Origin of the sequence: Polaromonas sp. OV174 (assembly GCF_900112285.1) — a bacterium.
In the GTDB taxonomy this organism is placed as follows: Bacteria; Pseudomonadota; Gammaproteobacteria; order Burkholderiales; family Burkholderiaceae_C; genus Polaromonas.
Genome location: NZ_FOKZ01000014.1, coordinates 84,284 through 101,559, shown reverse-complemented (window position 1 = coordinate 101,559; position 17,276 = coordinate 84,284). Strand labels below are relative to the sequence as shown.

14 protein-coding genes are annotated in these 17,276 nt (G+C 56.7%); 12 read left to right on the top strand and 2 right to left on the bottom strand.

The features are described 5' to 3' along the window. Window positions 1-489: 489 nt before the first annotated feature. The 7 genes from BM160_RS13800 (at window position 490) to BM160_RS22300 (ending at window position 5,213) form a co-directional block, all read left to right on the top strand. On the top strand, window positions 490-687 hold the full coding sequence (locus BM160_RS13800) for a helix-turn-helix transcriptional regulator (protein WP_092006472.1): 198 nt from the start codon (window positions 490-492) through the stop codon (window positions 685-687). Then, window positions 687-842 carry a hypothetical protein gene (locus tag BM160_RS22640; RefSeq protein ID WP_177219024.1) on the top strand — a complete coding sequence of 52 codons (156 nt, stop codon included), beginning with the start codon at window positions 687-689 and terminating at the stop codon, window positions 840-842. The genes BM160_RS13800 and BM160_RS22640 overlap by 1 nt, the downstream gene beginning before the upstream one ends. Continuing rightward, window positions 842-1,360 (top strand): hypothetical protein, encoded by a 519-nt coding sequence (locus tag BM160_RS13795; protein ID WP_143093262.1) that lies wholly within the window; start codon window positions 842-844, stop codon window positions 1,358-1,360. The genes BM160_RS22640 and BM160_RS13795 overlap by 1 nt, the downstream gene beginning before the upstream one ends. Then, window positions 1,353-3,332, top strand: a complete 1,980-nt coding sequence (locus BM160_RS13790) for an AAA family ATPase (protein WP_092006466.1) — start codon at window positions 1,353-1,355, stop codon at window positions 3,330-3,332. The genes BM160_RS13795 and BM160_RS13790 overlap by 8 nt, the downstream gene beginning before the upstream one ends. Further along, the gene (locus BM160_RS13785) at window positions 3,320-3,901 is read left to right on the top strand and encodes a hypothetical protein (RefSeq protein WP_143093261.1); all 582 of its coding nucleotides are present in this window, start codon (window positions 3,320-3,322) and stop codon (window positions 3,899-3,901) included. Before BM160_RS13790 ends, BM160_RS13785 begins: the two co-directional genes overlap by 13 nt. Window positions 3,902-4,017: 116 nt before the next feature. Further along, window positions 4,018-4,449, top strand: a complete 432-nt coding sequence (locus BM160_RS13780) for a hypothetical protein (RefSeq protein ID WP_092006460.1) — start codon at window positions 4,018-4,020, stop codon at window positions 4,447-4,449. Between the two features lie 92 nt (window positions 4,450-4,541). Further along, a complete protein-coding gene (locus tag BM160_RS22300; protein ID WP_143093260.1) occupies window positions 4,542-5,213 on the top strand; it encodes a hypothetical protein in 672 nt (223 codons plus the stop codon). A gap of 298 nt (window positions 5,214-5,511) precedes the next feature. Here the strand turns inward: BM160_RS22300 and BM160_RS13765 are convergent, their stop codons facing one another. Next, window positions 5,512-5,874, bottom strand: a complete 363-nt coding sequence (locus BM160_RS13765) for a DUF4113 domain-containing protein (protein WP_177219023.1) — start codon at window positions 5,872-5,874, stop codon at window positions 5,512-5,514. A gap of 322 nt (window positions 5,875-6,196) precedes the next feature. Here BM160_RS13765 and BM160_RS13760 point away from each other — a divergent pair, with 322 nt between their 5' ends. The 5 genes from BM160_RS13760 (at window position 6,197) to BM160_RS13740 (ending at window position 16,300) form a co-directional block, all read left to right on the top strand. Next, window positions 6,197-7,963 (top strand): DUF4328 domain-containing protein, encoded by a 1,767-nt coding sequence (locus tag BM160_RS13760; RefSeq protein ID WP_092006449.1) that lies wholly within the window; start codon window positions 6,197-6,199, stop codon window positions 7,961-7,963. 238 nt (window positions 7,964-8,201) lie between these two features. Next, the gene (locus tag BM160_RS13755) at window positions 8,202-9,752 is read left to right on the top strand and encodes a type I restriction-modification system subunit M (protein WP_092006446.1); all 1,551 of its coding nucleotides are present in this window, start codon (window positions 8,202-8,204) and stop codon (window positions 9,750-9,752) included. Further along, window positions 9,749-10,903 (top strand): restriction endonuclease subunit S, encoded by a 1,155-nt coding sequence (locus BM160_RS13750; protein ID WP_092006443.1) that lies wholly within the window; start codon window positions 9,749-9,751, stop codon window positions 10,901-10,903. Before BM160_RS13755 ends, BM160_RS13750 begins: the two co-directional genes overlap by 4 nt. Further along, a complete protein-coding gene (locus tag BM160_RS13745; RefSeq protein ID WP_092006441.1) occupies window positions 10,904-14,281 on the top strand; it encodes a DEAD/DEAH box helicase family protein in 3,378 nt (1,125 codons plus the stop codon). 720 nt (window positions 14,282-15,001) lie between these two features. Then, window positions 15,002-16,300, top strand: a complete 1,299-nt coding sequence (locus BM160_RS13740; protein ID WP_092006439.1) for a hypothetical protein — start codon at window positions 15,002-15,004, stop codon at window positions 16,298-16,300. Between the two features lie 401 nt (window positions 16,301-16,701). Here BM160_RS13740 and BM160_RS13735 read toward each other — a convergent pair whose 3' ends face one another. Continuing rightward, on the bottom strand, window positions 16,702-17,154 hold the full coding sequence (locus BM160_RS13735; RefSeq protein WP_092006436.1) for a carboxymuconolactone decarboxylase family protein: 453 nt from the start codon (window positions 17,152-17,154) through the stop codon (window positions 16,702-16,704). Between the last annotated feature and the right edge of the window lie 122 nt (window positions 17,155-17,276).

Here is a 17,276-nt window from a genome sequence, read left to right as displayed (position 1 = left end):
CGCGAGACGCCTACGGAGCTGGAGCGTAAGGCCGGCTACACAAGGGCGTCCTGCGGCGCTTACACCGAGCCGGCAGTGGCGACGGCCATCCATGGCGGTAAAAAGTGAGGTCCAGCCGCAGAATCGAGCCCGAGGGACTGCGGCAAGGCACGGACCAAACGCTACATGTGACCTACCGGCACAACATTCTGCGAGCGTCCGACCGGAGCCAGACACGCACAAAGGGATGCCGCTAGATAAACCTCTCGATGCGCTTGTGGCTTGCTGACAGTTTTGAGATTCAAAACCGCAAGTAACTTGACATTCGGGCGTTGGGCGTTTGGGCGCGTCCAATTGGGCGTTTGGGCGAGCAGCAAAAAAGCTCTGCAACCCCGCGTCAATGCTAGGTTTTAGCAATCCTCGATGTTCCCGCTCAATCCTTAAACGCCCTTGGATTATTACTAGACCTCTGGCCTGTGCTGTTAGAGGTTTTTACGAAAAGTAGTAACCATGACTGCCCAACTTCAAACCGCACTCGCAATTCTGCGACGCAAACAGGTGGAGGCGCGTACGGGCTTGAGCCGTAGCTCAATTTACGCGCTGATGGCAAAAAACCTTTTCCCTAAGCCCGTCAAGTTGACCGCTAAGGCTGTGGGCTGGAAGTCGGACTCAATCGACTCCTGGATTGAATCGCGGGAGGTGTCGTAATGAACCGCGACCAACACCTGGTCTTCAAAGTCCTTGATTTCACGCAAGAACTGATGGCCCACGTTACTTCTCTGGCTTGGCACTTTTTGCCTTACGCCAATTTTGCGCCACTGGGTGCACTCCTACTGCAACCGCTTTTTGTGGACGTCAAATAATGAGCGCCACAAAAGGCAACGGGCCGGACGACGCAAACGACCGACCCGCCAAGAAAAACACAGATAACACCACAAATTTTATAGCAAAAACACCAACGATTGGAACTTTCCCGAAACGTCGTAACACCATTATTGCTGAGGTTCTTTCCCGCATTCTCAATGGCGAATTTTTGACGGGTATGGAGGCCGTTTTCATCGCCAGCACCACACGCCTTTCATCGCCTATCCATACTCTCCGAAAAAATGGCTGGCCTATCAAATCTGACGAGAAGGAGGTGGGCACCAATGACGGCCGCGTGACTGAAATTTCCTCTTACTACCTAGACCCTGCAACGATTGGCCTCGCTTTCGAAAACGGCGCCCACGAGTTTTGCCAAAGTGTGAAAGAGGCCAGGGCCAAGCTGCGCAAGAAGGCTCCCGAGGCAAAGGCGAAGGCAACCAAGCGCAACGCGGACCGCGCTGCCGCCAAGTTCAACCCTAATCAGGGCGACCTGTTTTCGGAGGACGGTTATGCCTAAGGAGCTCGACCGCGCCCTTGAGGCGCTTTATTCGATTCCGCCCAGCCTACCTCGTCCCGACTGGGTGAGAGTTGGCATGGCGGCCCATGCGGTCGGCATTGATTTTGCCGCCTTTAACGACTGGAGCGCCGGCGCTGACAACTACGACGAACGCGCGGCCCGCGCTACCTGGAACAGCTTCAAGCCTGGCAAGGGTATCGGCCCTGGCACCTTGTTCATGATGGCAGCTCAATGCGAGGGTCGCCAATGTGCCGGCAAGCCGCAGTCGGTAGCCACCCCAGCCTTGCAACAGGCCGTGGAGCCGGCCCCAGGCATGAACGCTGCCGAGGTGCTCAGCCGCTGCCTAGCCGCTACTGACGGGCATCCCTACATCGTCGCAAAAGGTGCTGCTGGCGTGCCGCTGGACGGGCTGCTCGTGCTGCCCGATGGTGATGCGCTTCGCATCGGCGGCGAGTCGATGGCGGGCGCGCTGGTGGTGCCGGTGCTGCGTGCGGATGGCACGGCATCGAGCCAGCAATTCATCACTTCGCACGAGGTGGCCGCCCGACTCAAGTCCAAAGGCATGTCCGGTAAATTGAATCTGCCCAACCACATCATGGAAGGCTTTTATACCGTGGGCGAGCTGGTGCCCGGTGGCGTCGCTTACCTCGTGGAAGGCATCGGTGCCGCCTGGAGCTGCTGGCAGGCAAGCGGACAGGCCGCCGTAGTGTGCTTTGGCTGGGGCCGCGTTCGCAAGGTCGCCACTGACCTGCGCCAGCGTGACCCGGGCGCCCGCCTGGTGTTGATGCCCGATGTCGGCAAGGAACACGCTGCCGCCACGATTGCGATGGAGGTCGGCGCTGCCGTGGTTAACATGCCCGAGGGCTGGGCGAACAACAGCGACGTCAACGACCTGGCGCAGCGCGATGGGCTGGCCGCACTGACCGTGCTGCTGGCGTCTGCCAGCGAGCCGCCCCAGCCTGCGCCGCGCTACAAGCTGCTGGGTGCCAGTGACCTGCGCGACCTGCCGCCGCTGGCCTGGAGCGTGCAGGGCGTGCTGCCCGAAATGGGGCTGGCGGCCGTATTTGGTCCCAGTGGCTGTGGTAAATCGTTCCTTCTTTTCGACATGGCCGCTGCCATTGCCGAAGGCCGCCCATGGTTCAGCCACCAGACCAAGGCCGCGCCAGTGGTCTATTGCGCCCTGGAAGGTGAAGCCGGCTTCAAGCTGCGAGCGGCCGCCTGGGAACAGCACCATGGCCGCGCCTTGCCTGCTGACCTGCATCTGGTGCTGCAGCCGTTCCAATTGACAAAGCCGCAAGACGTGGCCGACCTGGCCGCCGTGGTGCCGCCTGGCGCCGTGCTGATCATCGACACCTTGAACCGGGCCGCGCCGATGGCCGATGAAAACAGCTCCAAGGACATGGGCGAGATTTTGAGCCGTGCCAAGGAACTGCAAAACCTCACCAAGGGGCTGGTGGTGCTGGCTCACCATACCGGAAAAAATACGGCTGCCGGCATGCGCGGCCACAGTTCGCTCTACGCTGCTCTCGATGCGGCCGTGGAGGTCTCGCGCAAGGGCCAGCGCCGTGAATGGAAAGTCGCCAAAAGCAAGGACGGTCGGGATGGCGATATTCATCCTTTCACGCTGAAGATTGAAACGCTGGGCAATGACGCCCATGGCGACCCGATGACGTCGTGCGTGGTGCTCAGCGACTCCGCTGCCAAGTCGGTGTCCGCCGTGAAGCTGCCCCAGGGTGGAAATCAGCGACTGGTTTTTGATGCGCTGCTTCCACTGTTCAAGGCAGGCTCGACAGACTATTCCGGCGCGCCGAAGGGGCATCCGTGCATTGCACTGGAGACCGCCGTGATAACCGGCGCTGCCCTGCTGCCCTGCTCCAGCGACAAACGAACGTCACGCGCCAAAGCGGCAATCGCAGGGTTGGTCAAACGTGGTGCGCTGGGTTTGAGCGAGGGTTTTTTATGGAAAGCCTGAAACGTCGAAATCCGCCGAAAACGTCAAAAACATCGAAAACGGAGAATTTCAACGCCGAAATCCTCCACTCCCCCTATAGGGAGGGGATGGTTGAGGGGAAGTTTGCAGAGGTAGCCGCGACTGATGTTGTCAGTCCAGTACAGCAATCCGTGCGAACCAACGACTGCCTCGAAGCCGCCGCCCTGCTGAACTTCCTGAAATCCCTTGCCATCCATGCTGACCTGGCCTGGTGCAAACAGCTGAACCGTGACGCTACCAGCTTGGTCGGCCATCTCGTTCGTTTCGGTAGCCAGAGTAGCCCGAGCGTGCGGAGCCCATTGAAGGGTGACCACCTGCTGGGCGTGGAAGTCGAAAGTGCGACCGCAAAGCCAAGCCCGAACCTATCCATTTTCTCGATGCCAGTGCCGACTGCCGGCGCAGAGGACTTGGTAGCCCGTGACCTGGGTGATGTGCTGCGCGAACTGACTGGCGCTCAGGCCCCTGGCAGCAATGGCACGCCCTCCGGTTATTCCACGGCAACGGTCGAGCGGACTGAAAACAAGAAAGTAACTTTGAAAGGCCACCAATAGCAGTGACGCCAAAGACCTCATGACAGCCGCTGCAGCGCCAACCGGCGCGGTGAGCCAATTTAAAAATTGGTGCCATCTGCAACCGCAGTTGAAGCACTCATTTAAGGACAAATATCATGAATGAAAATTCTCCATTCACAAGCATTGATTACGAAATCGACTATTTTGGCAAAGGCTACTTCGTCGTGAAAAAGGACGATGGCGACACCGAGACCTGCGTGAAAATCCGCCGCTCCGACCTGCGCTACATGTCAGAAAAAATCGGCAAACTGCGCTGTGCCAACTCACCGTTCCCCCGAACCATCACCATTCTCCGCGTTCGACTGTCGACGTTGCGAGACGGCCTCGATTCCTTTGACAAAAGGTACACGTGCAGGGATAGCCACCCTACCCCTCCAGTCCATTTGAATGCATGGGTTGTTCTGATGAAAAAGCAGTACCTCGAAACGGTCAATCAGTTTTGCGATGCGCTGGGGAATCTGATCCCGCCTGCCGAGCTTTTGGACAAGGAGTTCATGGTGACGCTGAAAACCCCTGGCTTGACCTAAAGCCGGTAGGTGTGAAGGCAGCTCGGGCGCCCAGCCGTGCCCGAGTTGCCGCTTTTGACGAATCAATCACCCACCATGGAGCACTGACCGATATGACCAAGAACAATACCCTTCCCAAAACCGACATCCCCGCAGAAGGCGAGAACCGCCCTGCTTTGCAGCCGTCCGAGGCCCAGATTGAGGCGAAAAACAACTACATGGCCAAAACGGCCATGTCCCCGGAGTTTTCGGCGGCATTGGTCGTGGATGCGTACCGCCCCGAGGGCAAACTCGATTTCCTTGCCATCATGGCGCAGCTTGAAGCCCAGCATGCGATTCTTGCCGCCGACAGTCTGGTGCAGGCCGAAAACATGCTCATGAGCCAGGCGATGGCCTTGGATGCCATTTTCTCCCAGCTGGCCGTCAGGGCCATCCATGCCAAAGGCCTGGACCAGACCCAGTGCCTGCTGGGGCTGGCGCTTCGGGCCCAGAATGGAAGCCGGGCGACGTTGCAAACGCTTGGAGAGTTGAAGAATCCGCGTCACACTACTTTTGTGAAGCAGGCCAACATCGCGCAGGGTCAGCAGCAGGTGAACAATGGCGTTGCGCCCGCGTCTACTTCACCCACACTCGCGCAAGAAGAATTTCCCGATTCGACAAACAAACTATCAGGGGCGAACCATGAGCTACTTGAGGACAGCCGAGCAGCGAGCCCGGCAATCACTGGCTATCCGGTCGTGGCAGCCGTGGACAAAGTCCACCGGGCCAAAGTCCGACGCGGGTAAGGCGCTTGTGGCCCGCAACGCGGTGAAGCACGGCGGGCGGTCGGCGGACACCCTGGCCGAGTTGAAGGCGTTGCGTGAGTTGCTGGCGCAGTGCGTCGAGCGTCTTGACGGGATGCCGTAACGAGGTCCGCAGTCCGCAGTCCGCAGTCCGCAGTCCGCAGTCAAATTCATGGTGCCAGCAAAGGCGCTGAACCTCTAAAAATAAAAGGCTCAGATTTCAAAATTCCGGGCAGCGCTACATTCGCACGGTCGGCATCTCTTCCCGGCACCTCGTGTAGCCCGGAGAGCAGCGCACCTGCTAAATCGCCCAGGCCTGCAGGCTAACGGCCAAGCCGGCGGCCGAAAAGTGCAGCGTGCCGCGGCCGTCGCGGCTGTTGAGGTCATCGAGCACGGCCATCAGCCGGATGCGGTCGCGCAGCGCAGGGCCTGCTGTCGCTGTCCCATCGCCCTTCTCACCTTGCTCGGTCAACCCGCCCATGAGCGCACCTGCCGACCAGAAATCGAGCTTGCCCTGCCGGAGCCCTTGGAACTGCAGTTCGACCAGCATCACGCCGGCCTTGGCGTAGAGAACGCCGGGCCGGTAGTTGAGCCGAATGCCGGCCAGTGCGGCGCTCACCAGCACCGCCGTGTCGCTGCTGAGGTGCACCAGAGAAACCGTCACGCTACGGCTGTACTGCGCATCCTGCATTCAAAACGGGCTGGTGCGGATGCACACCATGATGGCGCCAGCTGCGCTTTGCTGGCATCTTCGTTCTGACCGGTGATGTCGCGTTGGTGTTGCGGCACCCGAATGCGTTTGCTGTAGTAAATGCTGACTGGGGGAAATAATTTTGATTGGATGGCCCGTCACTGTATAAACTGGTTCCAGAGCTTTCCAATAGAACGTCAACAAGAAGCGGGGACACACCACACAACTCGATGAGGGAGAGAGTTGTGAGCGTGAATATTTCCATGACCGCGCTTCTTACAGCCCGGGGGAAAAAATGAATGCTGAGAAACTTGAAAATGCCAAGAACGCATTATTCATAGCGCTTGGTATTGATATGGCAGTCACCGCGGTAGTTCTGGCAAGTAATTTTTGGATGGTTGGTGTATTAAATGATATTGCGGCCGGTGGACCAGCTGCAAGCCCGTCCGTTGTTGGCTACATCACGTTTTGGGACAACTTTTTCAACACGATTATTTTGACAATGTTTGGTGTCGGTTGGGCACTGATACATTGGTTGGATGCTTGCTACACATACGCAAAAGGATCTCTAAAAGCGACCGGCTTGCTTCAAGAGAGATGGAAAACTTGGGGTTGGCTCCCATTTATAAACCTGTTTAAGCCCTACCAAGTACTCAATGAGATTTACAAGGTTGGTGCAATCAATGGCGTTGAAATTGATGATTGGAAAAAATCATCTGGCTCAGGAGCCCTTTTGACATGGTGGATTTTTTGGGTTATTTCCCACTTGGTCATGCAGGGAATTGGAAAAGAAATACCAAATAGCTTGTCGCTTGTAGACTTGAATATCCATAAGTCATCAATAGTATTTTGCTTTCTTTCTCTTCTAGTGGCGGGAACTTGGTTTATGGTCGCGGGCAGCCTGACGGGTCGCTTGTTGGACCGCAGCTCCAAACCCGCCAGACGAGTTGTTTCCTCCAATGCGGCCAATGCAAGGGCTGGGAACGACGCCTATGTCGTAGGGGTGCAGCCTCCAAAAAATCGGGGGCTCGTTGAGGCACTGCAGCAGCCGTTTCCGCTGAAACAGCAAAGAACCGCTGACGAACCCATACCAACCGAGCGCCCAACTCCCACTTCCGTAGCAGCGCCGCCCCACACTTCTTCGCCTGATTTAATGCAAAAGATAGCGAGTGAGATAGAGACCCTTCCATCAGGTCGGATGGGGGGGCTCATTAGCCTTGCACTGTCCGTTATGGGCCTGTTGGTGTTAGCGATGCTTTTCACCATCGCCGAGCCAGACCTACCGAATAAGATTTTCAAAGAGATTGGTTCAGCGTTGTGGGCGGCATTCTTTGGCTATCTTTCGTATTGGTTCTATTCTGGCAAGGCGGATCCTCGGTTCGGGACGTTTCGCATCGGTCTCTCTATGGCGTTGGTATCGGGTTTTCTCGCTGCAAACGAATGGGGAAAATCAGGCCTAGGTTCATGGAAAACAGTGTTCTTCATCGCGTTAACAGTGGTTTGTGTATTTGGCGGGTTTATCTTTTTGAAGACGAACGTCACTACCAGACCCAAAAACCAGTTAGACGGGCTTAGTGTTCGTCAAAAATCACCCATTGAGCACATTGCGACTGAGTTTTACGAGGCGGCTATTGGGCGAAAGAACAACGACTACTACCTTAATAAATTCAGGCAATTTGACCAGCAGGGGCCAGGCTTAAAAATTGATTGGAACTGGGCAGCATTCGTGGGCGGTGGTTTTTGGGCGCTACATCGAAAGATGTATGGTTGGTTTTTGATGTGGGGGTTGTTGGCCACTGGGGCAGCAACCTTAAAAGGGCATTTTTTTAAATTAAATATCTTACTTGCAATTGTGTTTTGGATAGGGTTCTCGATTTTTTCCAACTCCCTGTACCACGCAAAAATCAAAGCCCGAATTGCTTTAGCCAAGAGGTTGTACAAAGAATCATTTTGGGTCAGCAAGAGTCTATGTAGCACTGGTGGTGTTCATACATGGGTGCCAATATTTTTCGGTGGAACTCTCCTCATTGGCATCGCTACCTCTGTCTTTTTACCTATGTAATCAGGCTATTTCGCAGCTGGGACACACCAGTCTCGGGATACCGATGCGTGATTATTGGATGGACTTCCGAGCTTGTCCCTGCCAAGCCAGACCTGCATCCAGAGAAACAGGCACTGACAGATGAGCCAAGACATCCTGGGAAACTACACGAATGTCAACGGCCCGGGGCGTTCGCACGGGTTCGTGTCCGCGCCGTGCAAAAATGGCAGCGAAACAATTACGTACAGGTCTGAAATACATGCTCACCGGCGAATTACGCAACCAAATCGACACCATCTGGAATTCATTCTGGACCGGCGGCATCGCTAACCCGCTGGAGGTGATAGAACAAATCACTTACCTGCTGTTCTTGCGCCGCATGGACGACTTGCACACCCTGGAAGAAAACAAGTCGCTGCGCCTTAGGAAGCCAATGGAGCGTCGCACCTTCCCCGAAGGCCAGGATGCCAAGGGCCGCGACTACAACGACCTGCGCTGGTCGCGCTTCAAAAACTTCGCGCCCGCCGAGATGTACACCGTGGTGGGCGAGCATGTGTTCCCCTTCCTGCGCACCATGGGCGGCGACGGCTCGACCTACTCGCAGCACATGAAGGATGCCCGCTTCACCATACCGACGCCGGCCCTACTGGCCAAGGTGGTGGACCTTCTGGACCATGTGCCCATGGAAGACCGCGACACCAAGGGCGACATCTACGAGTACATGCTGGGCAAAATTGCCAGCGCCGGGCAAAACGGCCAGTTCCGCACGCCGCGCCACCTCATCCGGCTGATGGTGGAACTGACCGCCCCCACCGCCAGGGACGTGATTTGCGACCCGGCCAGCGGCACCTGCGGTTTTCTGGTGGCGGCGGGCGAGTACCTGCGCGAGAAACACCCAGAAATCCTGCGTGATGCCATATCTCGTGAACACTTCCACCACGGTATGTTCCACGGCTACGACTTTGACAACACCATGCTGCGCATCGGCAGCATGAATATGGCGCTGCACGGTGTGGACAACCCCAGCATCCGCTACCAGGACTCGCTGGCGCAGGACCATGCGGGGGACACGGAGAAGTATTCGCTGATTCTGGCCAATCCGCCCTTTGCCGGTTCGCTCGACTACGAGGGCACGGCCAAGGACCTGCTGGCCATCGTCAAGACCAAAAAGACCGAGCTGCTGTTTCTGGCGCTGTTCCTGCGCCTGCTCAAGCCCGGCGGCCGGGCGGCGGTCATCGTGCCGGATGGCGTGCTGTTTAGCTCCAGCAAGGCGCACAAAGAACTGCGCCGCATGCTGGTGGAAGAGCAAAAGCTCGATGCCGTCATCTCGCTACCCTCGGGCGTCTTCAAGCCGTATGCTGGCGTGTCCACGGCGATATTGCTGTTCACCAAAACCAACTCGGGCGGCACCGACCACGTCTGGTTCTACGACATGATGGCCGACGGTTGGAGTCTGGACGACAAGCGGCAGCCGCTGTTGCCTGAAGATAAATTAGGCTTCCAAGGCATGAAGGACGGCCGCAGCCAGCTATCAGAAACGGAGCATTCAAAGAACAATCTGCCGGATGTGCTGACACGCTGGAGCCAGCGCGACGGCACGGAGCTGGAACGCGACCGCACCGACCAGAGCTTTTGCGTGCCCAAGGACGACATTGTGGGCAACGACTATGACCTGTCCATCAACCGCTACAAGGAGGTAGTGCATGCGGTGAGCGAGCATCTGCCGCCGAAGGACATTCTGGCCAAGCTGGCGGTGCTGGAAGCGGAGATTCAAGCGGGGATGAAAGAGCTTGAGGGGATGTTGGCGTGAAAGGGTGGCCAACCCGCTCCATCCAGACTCTCGTCAATGCTGCATCAAAGGCGAAACAGCCCTCAAGCGCTACAGACGTTTGGAATCTCAACCTCGACCAGATTGAAGCTCATGGCGGGCGCGTTCTTGAGAAGGTCTATATCAGCCCAAAAAAGCTAGGGCCTTCTACTTTTGCTTTTGAGCCAAGAACGGTTTTGTATTCAAAGTTGCGTCCCTATTTGAACAAAGTTGTCGTTGCGGATGAGGCTGGCTTCGCCACTACTGAACTTGTTCCGCTCAGATGCAATCCAGACGAAGTTCACCCTGAATATCTGGCCTATTTCTTACGTTCAGAAGAATTTTTGAGATTCGCCACGGAGGTGGTGGCTGGTGCAAAAATGCCTCGTATGGTGATGAGCGCGTTTTGGGACTTTCAGGTTCCACTCCCACCACTCCCCGAACAACACCGCATCGCCGCCATCCTTGACCAAGCCGATGCGCTCAGAACCAAGCGCCGGGAAGCCTTGGCGCAAATGGACAGCCTCACGCAGTCGATTTTCATGGAGATGTTCGGGGACCGGGCGACAAATCCCAAAGTCTTTCCGAAATTTTCAATCGGAAGCATTGCAAAAATCTCCACAGGCAGTACTCCAAGTAGAAGCGAAGAACGCTATTACGGCGGGGAAATTCCTTGGGTGAAAACCACTGAGATTGCAGGCGAAGATATTTGGACCACAGAGGAAAAACTTACAGATACTGGCTTCAAGGCCATTCGTGGCAAGTTGCACCCGATAAATTCAATCATTGTCGCTATGTATGGACAAGGTCAAACTCGGGGTCGCAGCGCCCTCTTGAAAGTCGAAGCCACATGCAACCAAGCTTGTGGAGTGATTTATCCAAGTCAAGATTTTTCTCCGACTTTTATGTTTCATCAAATTCAAATCGCATATGGTGAGTTGCGCGCATTGGGACGCGGGGGGAATCAGGAAAACCTTAATCTTCAACTTTTGGGCGCTTTCGAGATTCTTCTCCCCTCCATGGTCTTGCAGCAAACTTTCGCCACACGTATTCAAGCTATTGATGACATCAAGGCCAACCACCGTGCTGCGCTTTCCGAACTCGACGAACTTTTCGCATCCATCCAACATCGCGCATTCAAAGGCGAACTGTAAATGAGCAATTTCGCCTTCCTCCAGTCTGAATGGTCAGTTCTTTACGGAGCGGCCGTCAAGGCCGAAGGAATGGCGAATACGGATGCCCGGGCCTCCTGCTTTTATGCCCGGCGCACGCTGGAACTGGCGGTGGACTGGCTCTACAAACATGACAAGTCCCTGCGCCTGCCGTACCAGGACCACCTGAGCGCACTGATTCACGAACCTAGCTTTCGGGCTACGGCGGGCGATGCGATTTTCACCAAGGCCAAGCTCATCAAGGACCTGGGCAATCTGGCAGTTCACAGCACCCGAAAAATACTGCCGGTGGATGCGGTCACGGCCACCCGCGAGCTGTTTCACGTCTGCTACTGGCTGGCGCGCACCTACGGCCAACAGGCCAGGCCCGAGCCGGGGCTGCGGTTTGTCCCCGCCCTGCTGCCGACAGCCATCCCAGCATCGCCGGTCCCGCCCCAGTCGATTGACCAACTCCAGAAGCTGGAAGCCCAACTCCAGGCCCGCGACGAAAAGCTCTCTGTGCTGCTGTCCGACAGGGCCGCGCTCGACGACGAACTTAAAAAGCTGCGCGAGGAAGTGGCCGCCGCCAAGAAGGCCAACACCGCCCAGCCCGACACGCACGATTACTCTGAAGCCGAAACACGCGACTACTTCATCGACCTGCTGCTCAAGGAAGCCGGCTGGGCGCTGGACGCCAAGAACTTTGAAATTGAAGTCGCCGGCATGCCCAACAACCAGGGCATTGGCTTTGTGGACTATGTGCTGTGGGGCGACGACGGCAAGCCCTTGGCGCTGGTGGAGGCCAAGCGCACCCGCAAGGACGCCACTGATGGCCAGCAGCAGGCCAGGCTGTACGCCGACTGCCTGCAAGCCCAGTACGGCCAGCGGCCCATCATTTTCTATTCCAACGGCTATGAGCACTGGATTTGGGACGACGCCAGCTACCCGCCGCGGGCGGTGCAGGGGTTCTTCAAGAAGCCCGAACTCGAACTCCTGATTCAGCGCCGCAGCAGCCGCAAGAAGTTGGCCGACGCCGTCATCAATGCCGACATCATCGAGCGCTATTACCAGAACCGTGCCGTGCGCCGCATTGGCGAAACCTTTGAGGTGGACAACCAGCGCAAGGCGCTACTGGTGATGGCCACGGGCAGCGGCAAGACGCGCACGGTCATCGCGCTGGCCGACGTGCTGATGCGCTGCAACTGGGCCAAGCGTATCCTGTTCCTGGCCGATCGGGTGGCACTGGTCAGGCAGGCGGTGAACGCCTTCAAGACACACCTGCCCGATTCAGCACCCGTCAATCTGGTGAGCGAGAAAAGCACCGAGGGCCGGGTGTTTGTCTCGACCTACCCGACGATGATGGGGCTGATTGACGACGCGGCCGATGGCCAGCGCCGCTTTGGCGTCGGGCATTTCGACCTCATCATCATCGACGAGGCGCATCGCTCGGTGTACCAGAAGTACCGCGCCATCTTTGATTACTTTGATTCCATGCTGGTCGGCCTGACCGCCACCCCCAAGGACGAGATTGACCACAACACCTACAGCTTGTTTGACCTGGAGAGTGGTGTGCCGACCGATGTATATGGGCTCGATGAAGCGGTGGCCAAAGGTTATCTGGTGCCGCCCCGGCCGATTTCGGTGCCGCTCAAGTTCCAGCGCGAAGGCATCAAGTACGACGACCTGTCCGATGACGAGCAGGAGCAGTGGGATGCGCTGGAGTGGGCCGAAGATGGCACGGTGCCCGATGCGGTGGATTCGGCCGCGCTGAACCAGTGGTTGTTCAACACCGACACAGTGGACAAGGTGCTGGAACACCTGATGACCCAAGGCGAGAAAGTGGCCGCTGGCGACCGCCTGGGCAAGACCATTGTTTTCGCCAAGAACAACGCCCACGCCGAATTCATTGCCGAGCGCTTCAACCTCAACTACCCGCACTACAAGGGCCATTTCGCCCGCGTAGTGACGTACAAGACCGAGTACGCGCAAAGCCTGATTGATGAGTTCTCCAGCAAGGAAGGCATGCCGCACATCGCCATTTCGGTGGACATGCTGGATACCGGCATCGACGTGCCCGAAGTGGTCAATCTGGTGCTCTTCAAGGCCATCCGCTCCAAAACCAAGTTCTGGCAGATGGTGGGGCGCGGCACGCGGCTGTGCCTGGACCTGTATGGGCCGGGACAGCACAAGCAGTTTTTCAACGTGTTTGACTACTGCCAGAACCTGGAATTTTTCAGCCAGAACCCGGACCATTCGGAGGGTTCCAACACCGAATCGCTCAGCACTCGGCTGTTCAAGGCGCGGCTGGGGATGATGGCGGAGCTGGACCGACTGATTACCACCGATGGCAGCCAAGCCAACGATGTGGAGTTGCGCGATGAGTTGGCGGGCTTGCTGCACCAGCAGGTGGCGGCCATGAACCTGGATAACTTTGTCGTTCGGCCCCAGCGCAAGCCGGTCGAGAAATTTGCCAAGCTCGAATCGTGGAACCAGCTGGACGGTGACAGTTTCACCGAGTTGGCGCAAAAAGTCGCGGGCCTGCCCACGGCGCTGGTGGACAACGATGAGGATGCCAAGCGCTTCGACATGCTGGTGCTGCGCACCCAGCTCAGCATCCTGAAAGCCAGGCGCGACTTTGTGGCTCTGCGCGAGCGCCTGCAGGCCATTGCCAGCGCCCTGGAAGAGCAGGACGCCATACCGGCCATCAAGGCGCACATGGTGCTGATTCAGTCCATCGCCGGTGACGAATGGTGGGAAGGCGTAACCGTGGCCATGCTGGAGGCGGCGCGCAAGAAGCTGCGGGCGCTGGTCAAGCTGATTGAAAAGGGCAAGAGGGTCGTTGTTTACACCGATTTTGAGGATGAGCTTGGCGAGGGAGCGACGATTGAACTGCCGGGAGTCGGCACGGGTATGAACCTGGCCAAGTTCAAGGACAAGGCGCGGCAGTTCCTCAAGGCCCATGAAAGCCACCTGTCCTTGCAGCGGCTGCGCCGCAACCAGCCCCTGACGCTCTCAGACCTGGAAGCGCTGGGGCGCATGCTGGTGGAGGCTGGGGGCTCGCAGGAGGTCATCCAGCAGGCCACAGAGCAAAGCCAGGGCCTGGGCATCTTCATTCGGTCGCTGGTGGGGCTGGACCGGGAAGCGGCAAGCCAAGCGTTCAGCCAGTTCGTCATTGGCACGACCGCCACGGCCAGCCAGTTGGAGTTCATTGACCTCATCGTGCAGTACCTGACCGAAAACGGCGTGATGGACACCGCGCGGCTTTACGAGTCGCCGTTCACCGACATCAGCCAGCAGGGGCCGGAGGCGTTGTTCCTGCCGGTCAGGGTGACGGAGATGATTCAGGTGCTGAATGAGATTCGGGAACGGGCGGTGGCGTAATTTGTTGTGCCCGGCCCCATGGCCTGCTGCTCCATCCCCAACATTGGAACCAGCAACTTGACCATCAACAATGTAGCGACGATTTCGATGACCGCAGCTCCGGCAACCGGCCATCACCGCCCTTCAGTATGGATGCCGAAAGCAGCCGCTCGACGCCGCTCTCTACCCTCAGCCGCCTTTCAATCTCTTGACAACTAACGGCGGCTTTCAAGGTGCAACAGTCGTTCGCGCAGGCGCGTCTGTCGGCAAACTATGAAAGTGAGCAATTGCACTCTGCATCACAACCCTTGCCAGGTGAACTGTGGCTTTGTTATGCCCAAGGAGTGAGGCTTTCAATCTACGTAATCACTACAAAAAAATCTACGCATAATTTGTTATGAAATCTCATGCTTGCATAGAGACTCCTTACTGTTCTCTCCTCATACTTCCTCCTGTAGCGCAAGTTTTCTTAAGGAGGTAAAGATGCGACGTTGGCGACTGAACGAAGGTGTTCCAATTCCACTGCACGCGATGGCCGTTGGGATGAAGGTTCACTTGAAGGGCACAGATTTCGGTTGTGTATGGGTAATCATCGGTTTCGAGTGGGACGAGCGTGCTGAAGTGTGGCTTCGTGTCCAGACGCCGGTGAGCGGGAAGGTCTCACGGGCGCGCGCTAGCCGTGCACGTTATATCCGTGCACAGCAACCCTATCGCGGCTGAATATTTGATCGAGAAAGAAACATGACGACTTCCGCCGAATCTTTGATACGGAACAGTTTGTATCTCGCGGCAGTTGTAGAAAAGAAGATCAACGAGTACAGCGGCGTGATGCCGCTGCATGAGAAGAAAACGCTCGCCCAGAATTTAGGTGAACTGCTGGTTCAAGCCAAAAAGCAAGCTGTCAAGAAAAATGACATTGTTGTGAAGTCAGGGATTCGACACAATCCCGATGCACCAGTTAACGCCCTAGGCGAGTACTGCCTTTTGCCAGAAGCCAAAAGCAGGCGAACGAAAAACCCACGCCTGTGTGCCCACCCGCAACCCTACCTGCGATTAGCTCTGGCGGCTGCAGAATTGATGGGGATGGCGCCTCATGATGCGATTATGAGGCTCACGGAAGGGTCAAACGCGTTCAGCGCTCAAGACGCTATTGATGAAGAACTTTTCTCACCGACTCAAGCCGTATGGCGCCTGTTAAAGGCCAAGCTGGCGGTTATCGCTGAACGTCATCAGTTGAAGCAGTACTTCCGGGATGCTTATGCGGCTTCTGCAGTCTACGACGAGGACATCTTTAAGCCCAACACCTGGGAGCAGGACTCAGTCGGTCTTTCCACCTCCTACTGGCCGACCGTCTATTTATGCGCAGTCATTCGTTCAAGCGCTTCGGCCCGCCTCACTGTTGACAACATTGATGTGGAAGTAGGAGGCCAGGTACACGCGATAGAACAGGTATTCCTCACGCTTGGCTGGTGTGCATCGGGATGGATTGTCGGCTACTTGGAGTATCTGCCGGGATTGGCAGTAGAACCAATTGGACTCGAGAGTCGCAGGCCGCTCTTTGACCTTCACATCTCGGGTGAGACGTTCACAAATGGAGCAATTGGCGACATTAGCTTCGTGATAGAAGACGGAGAGTCGATTAAAGTACCAGATGGCACCCCGGGAGAGTGGCCATATCGGTTGCGCTCTCGAAAACGGTTTGAATCTCTAACGCCGCAGCAACTTGCTTCAACCTTTATTGGAACTAGGCTGATAGCCACACCAAACCAGGCTCTTTCCAAAGACATCGATACCGCGGTTGTTCTGTCTGTGCCAAATTCACCTCTTGCTATTCTGGAAGCTCAACTGCTAGGCAGACAAGGACTCTGGCCAAATCGTGAAATACCCTGTTTTCTCGATGCGCTCGAGAAGGACATCGTCTTGCTGAAAACCAGCTTTCAGGAATGGCGGCAAAGCTGTCGGGAAACCGCGAAGAACGATCACTTCGCAGTCTTAGCTGCTGCAACGGAGGAACTGAATCGCCTGCGCACTGACAGATAGGAAGCGCGAGAGCCGGCTATGGAGCCCCAACTCAGACAGTCCATCAGATCAACTATCCTGATGGAAGAAGTTCCATACCGTGCGACTCTTCATAGTAGTAGCACGCATGATTTCATAGGTGGCGAGAACAGCCACTCGTTGATGGGCCCGTCGAATGGTCAATCTGCATCTTCGAGCGATCATCGGTGCGCTTCTCTCCTAAGGCCGATGAAGGGACGTTCGTCTTTGATAGTCGAACGACCGGTTGAATCCGCCGCCCATAGCAGCCCTTCATGACCGATAGCTACGGTGTATGTTCGACTTGATTCATGAGCAAATTCCGGCAGGTGCCTAAGTCAAGGTTACCGTGAGTAGGCCACACCGAGACATAAAAAGAATCGAACTTGTGTGGCTCTTGACCGCTACTCTGCCGCCGCCTTAGGCGTATTGCGGAAACTGATGGCCATGCGGTTGTACGCATTCATCAAGCTGATTGCAATCGTCAGGTCCACGAGCTCCTTTTCACTGAACACCGTGCGTGCCGCTTCGTAGGCTTGGTCGGGCACACCAGTGGATGCGACACGTGTCACCAACTCGGCCCACGCCAGCGCAGCACGTTCACGCGCGTCAAAGAGCTTCCCGACTTCGGACCACGCCTGAAGCAACGCCAACTTTTCCACCTTCACGCCCTTACTGAGGAGGTCACGCGTGTGCATGTCCAGGCAATACGCGCAATTGTTGATTTGCGAAACGCGCAGGTACACCAACTCCACCAGCTCAGCGGGTAAGCCGCTGTTCATCACATAGCCGTACACACCGCCGAGTGCCTTGGCGCCGAGAGGGGCCACTTGGTTATAGTCGATGCGAACCGTCATTTTTTGTCCTTATTACGTCTGATATCGGGCGAATTGAGCGTCACCAACGAACGTCCGGTCCTGGCCGATAGTCGGCATGGTAACCGCCGCCGGAGTGGGTCCAAAGGGAAAGTTGTCTCTTC

Excerpts from the sequence above, each read along its gene's own strand:
- BM160_RS13745 (WP_092006441.1), top strand. The coding sequence starts at position 10,904 with ATGAGCAATTTCGCCTTCCTCCAGTCTGAATGGTCAGTTCTTTACGGA.
- BM160_RS13790 (WP_092006466.1), top strand. The coding sequence starts at position 1,353 with ATGCCTAAGGAGCTCGACCGCGCCCTTGAGGCGCTTTATTCGATTCCG.
- BM160_RS13780 (WP_092006460.1), top strand. The coding sequence starts at position 4,018 with ATGAATGAAAATTCTCCATTCACAAGCATTGATTACGAAATCGACTAT.
- BM160_RS13755 (WP_092006446.1), top strand. The coding sequence starts at position 8,202 with ATGCTCACCGGCGAATTACGCAACCAAATCGACACCATCTGGAATTCA.
- BM160_RS13740 (WP_092006439.1), top strand. The coding sequence starts at position 15,002 with ATGACGACTTCCGCCGAATCTTTGATACGGAACAGTTTGTATCTCGCG.
- BM160_RS13735 (WP_092006436.1), bottom strand. The coding sequence starts at position 17,154 with ATGACGGTTCGCATCGACTATAACCAAGTGGCCCCTCTCGGCGCCAAG.
- BM160_RS22300 (WP_143093260.1), top strand. The coding sequence starts at position 4,542 with ATGACCAAGAACAATACCCTTCCCAAAACCGACATCCCCGCAGAAGGC.
- BM160_RS13800 (WP_092006472.1), top strand. The coding sequence starts at position 490 with ATGACTGCCCAACTTCAAACCGCACTCGCAATTCTGCGACGCAAACAG.
- BM160_RS13785 (WP_143093261.1), top strand. The coding sequence starts at position 3,320 with ATGGAAAGCCTGAAACGTCGAAATCCGCCGAAAACGTCAAAAACATCG.
- BM160_RS13760 (WP_092006449.1), top strand. The coding sequence starts at position 6,197 with ATGAATGCTGAGAAACTTGAAAATGCCAAGAACGCATTATTCATAGCG.
- BM160_RS13795 (WP_143093262.1), top strand. The coding sequence starts at position 842 with ATGAGCGCCACAAAAGGCAACGGGCCGGACGACGCAAACGACCGACCC.
- BM160_RS22640 (WP_177219024.1), top strand. The coding sequence starts at position 687 with ATGAACCGCGACCAACACCTGGTCTTCAAAGTCCTTGATTTCACGCAA.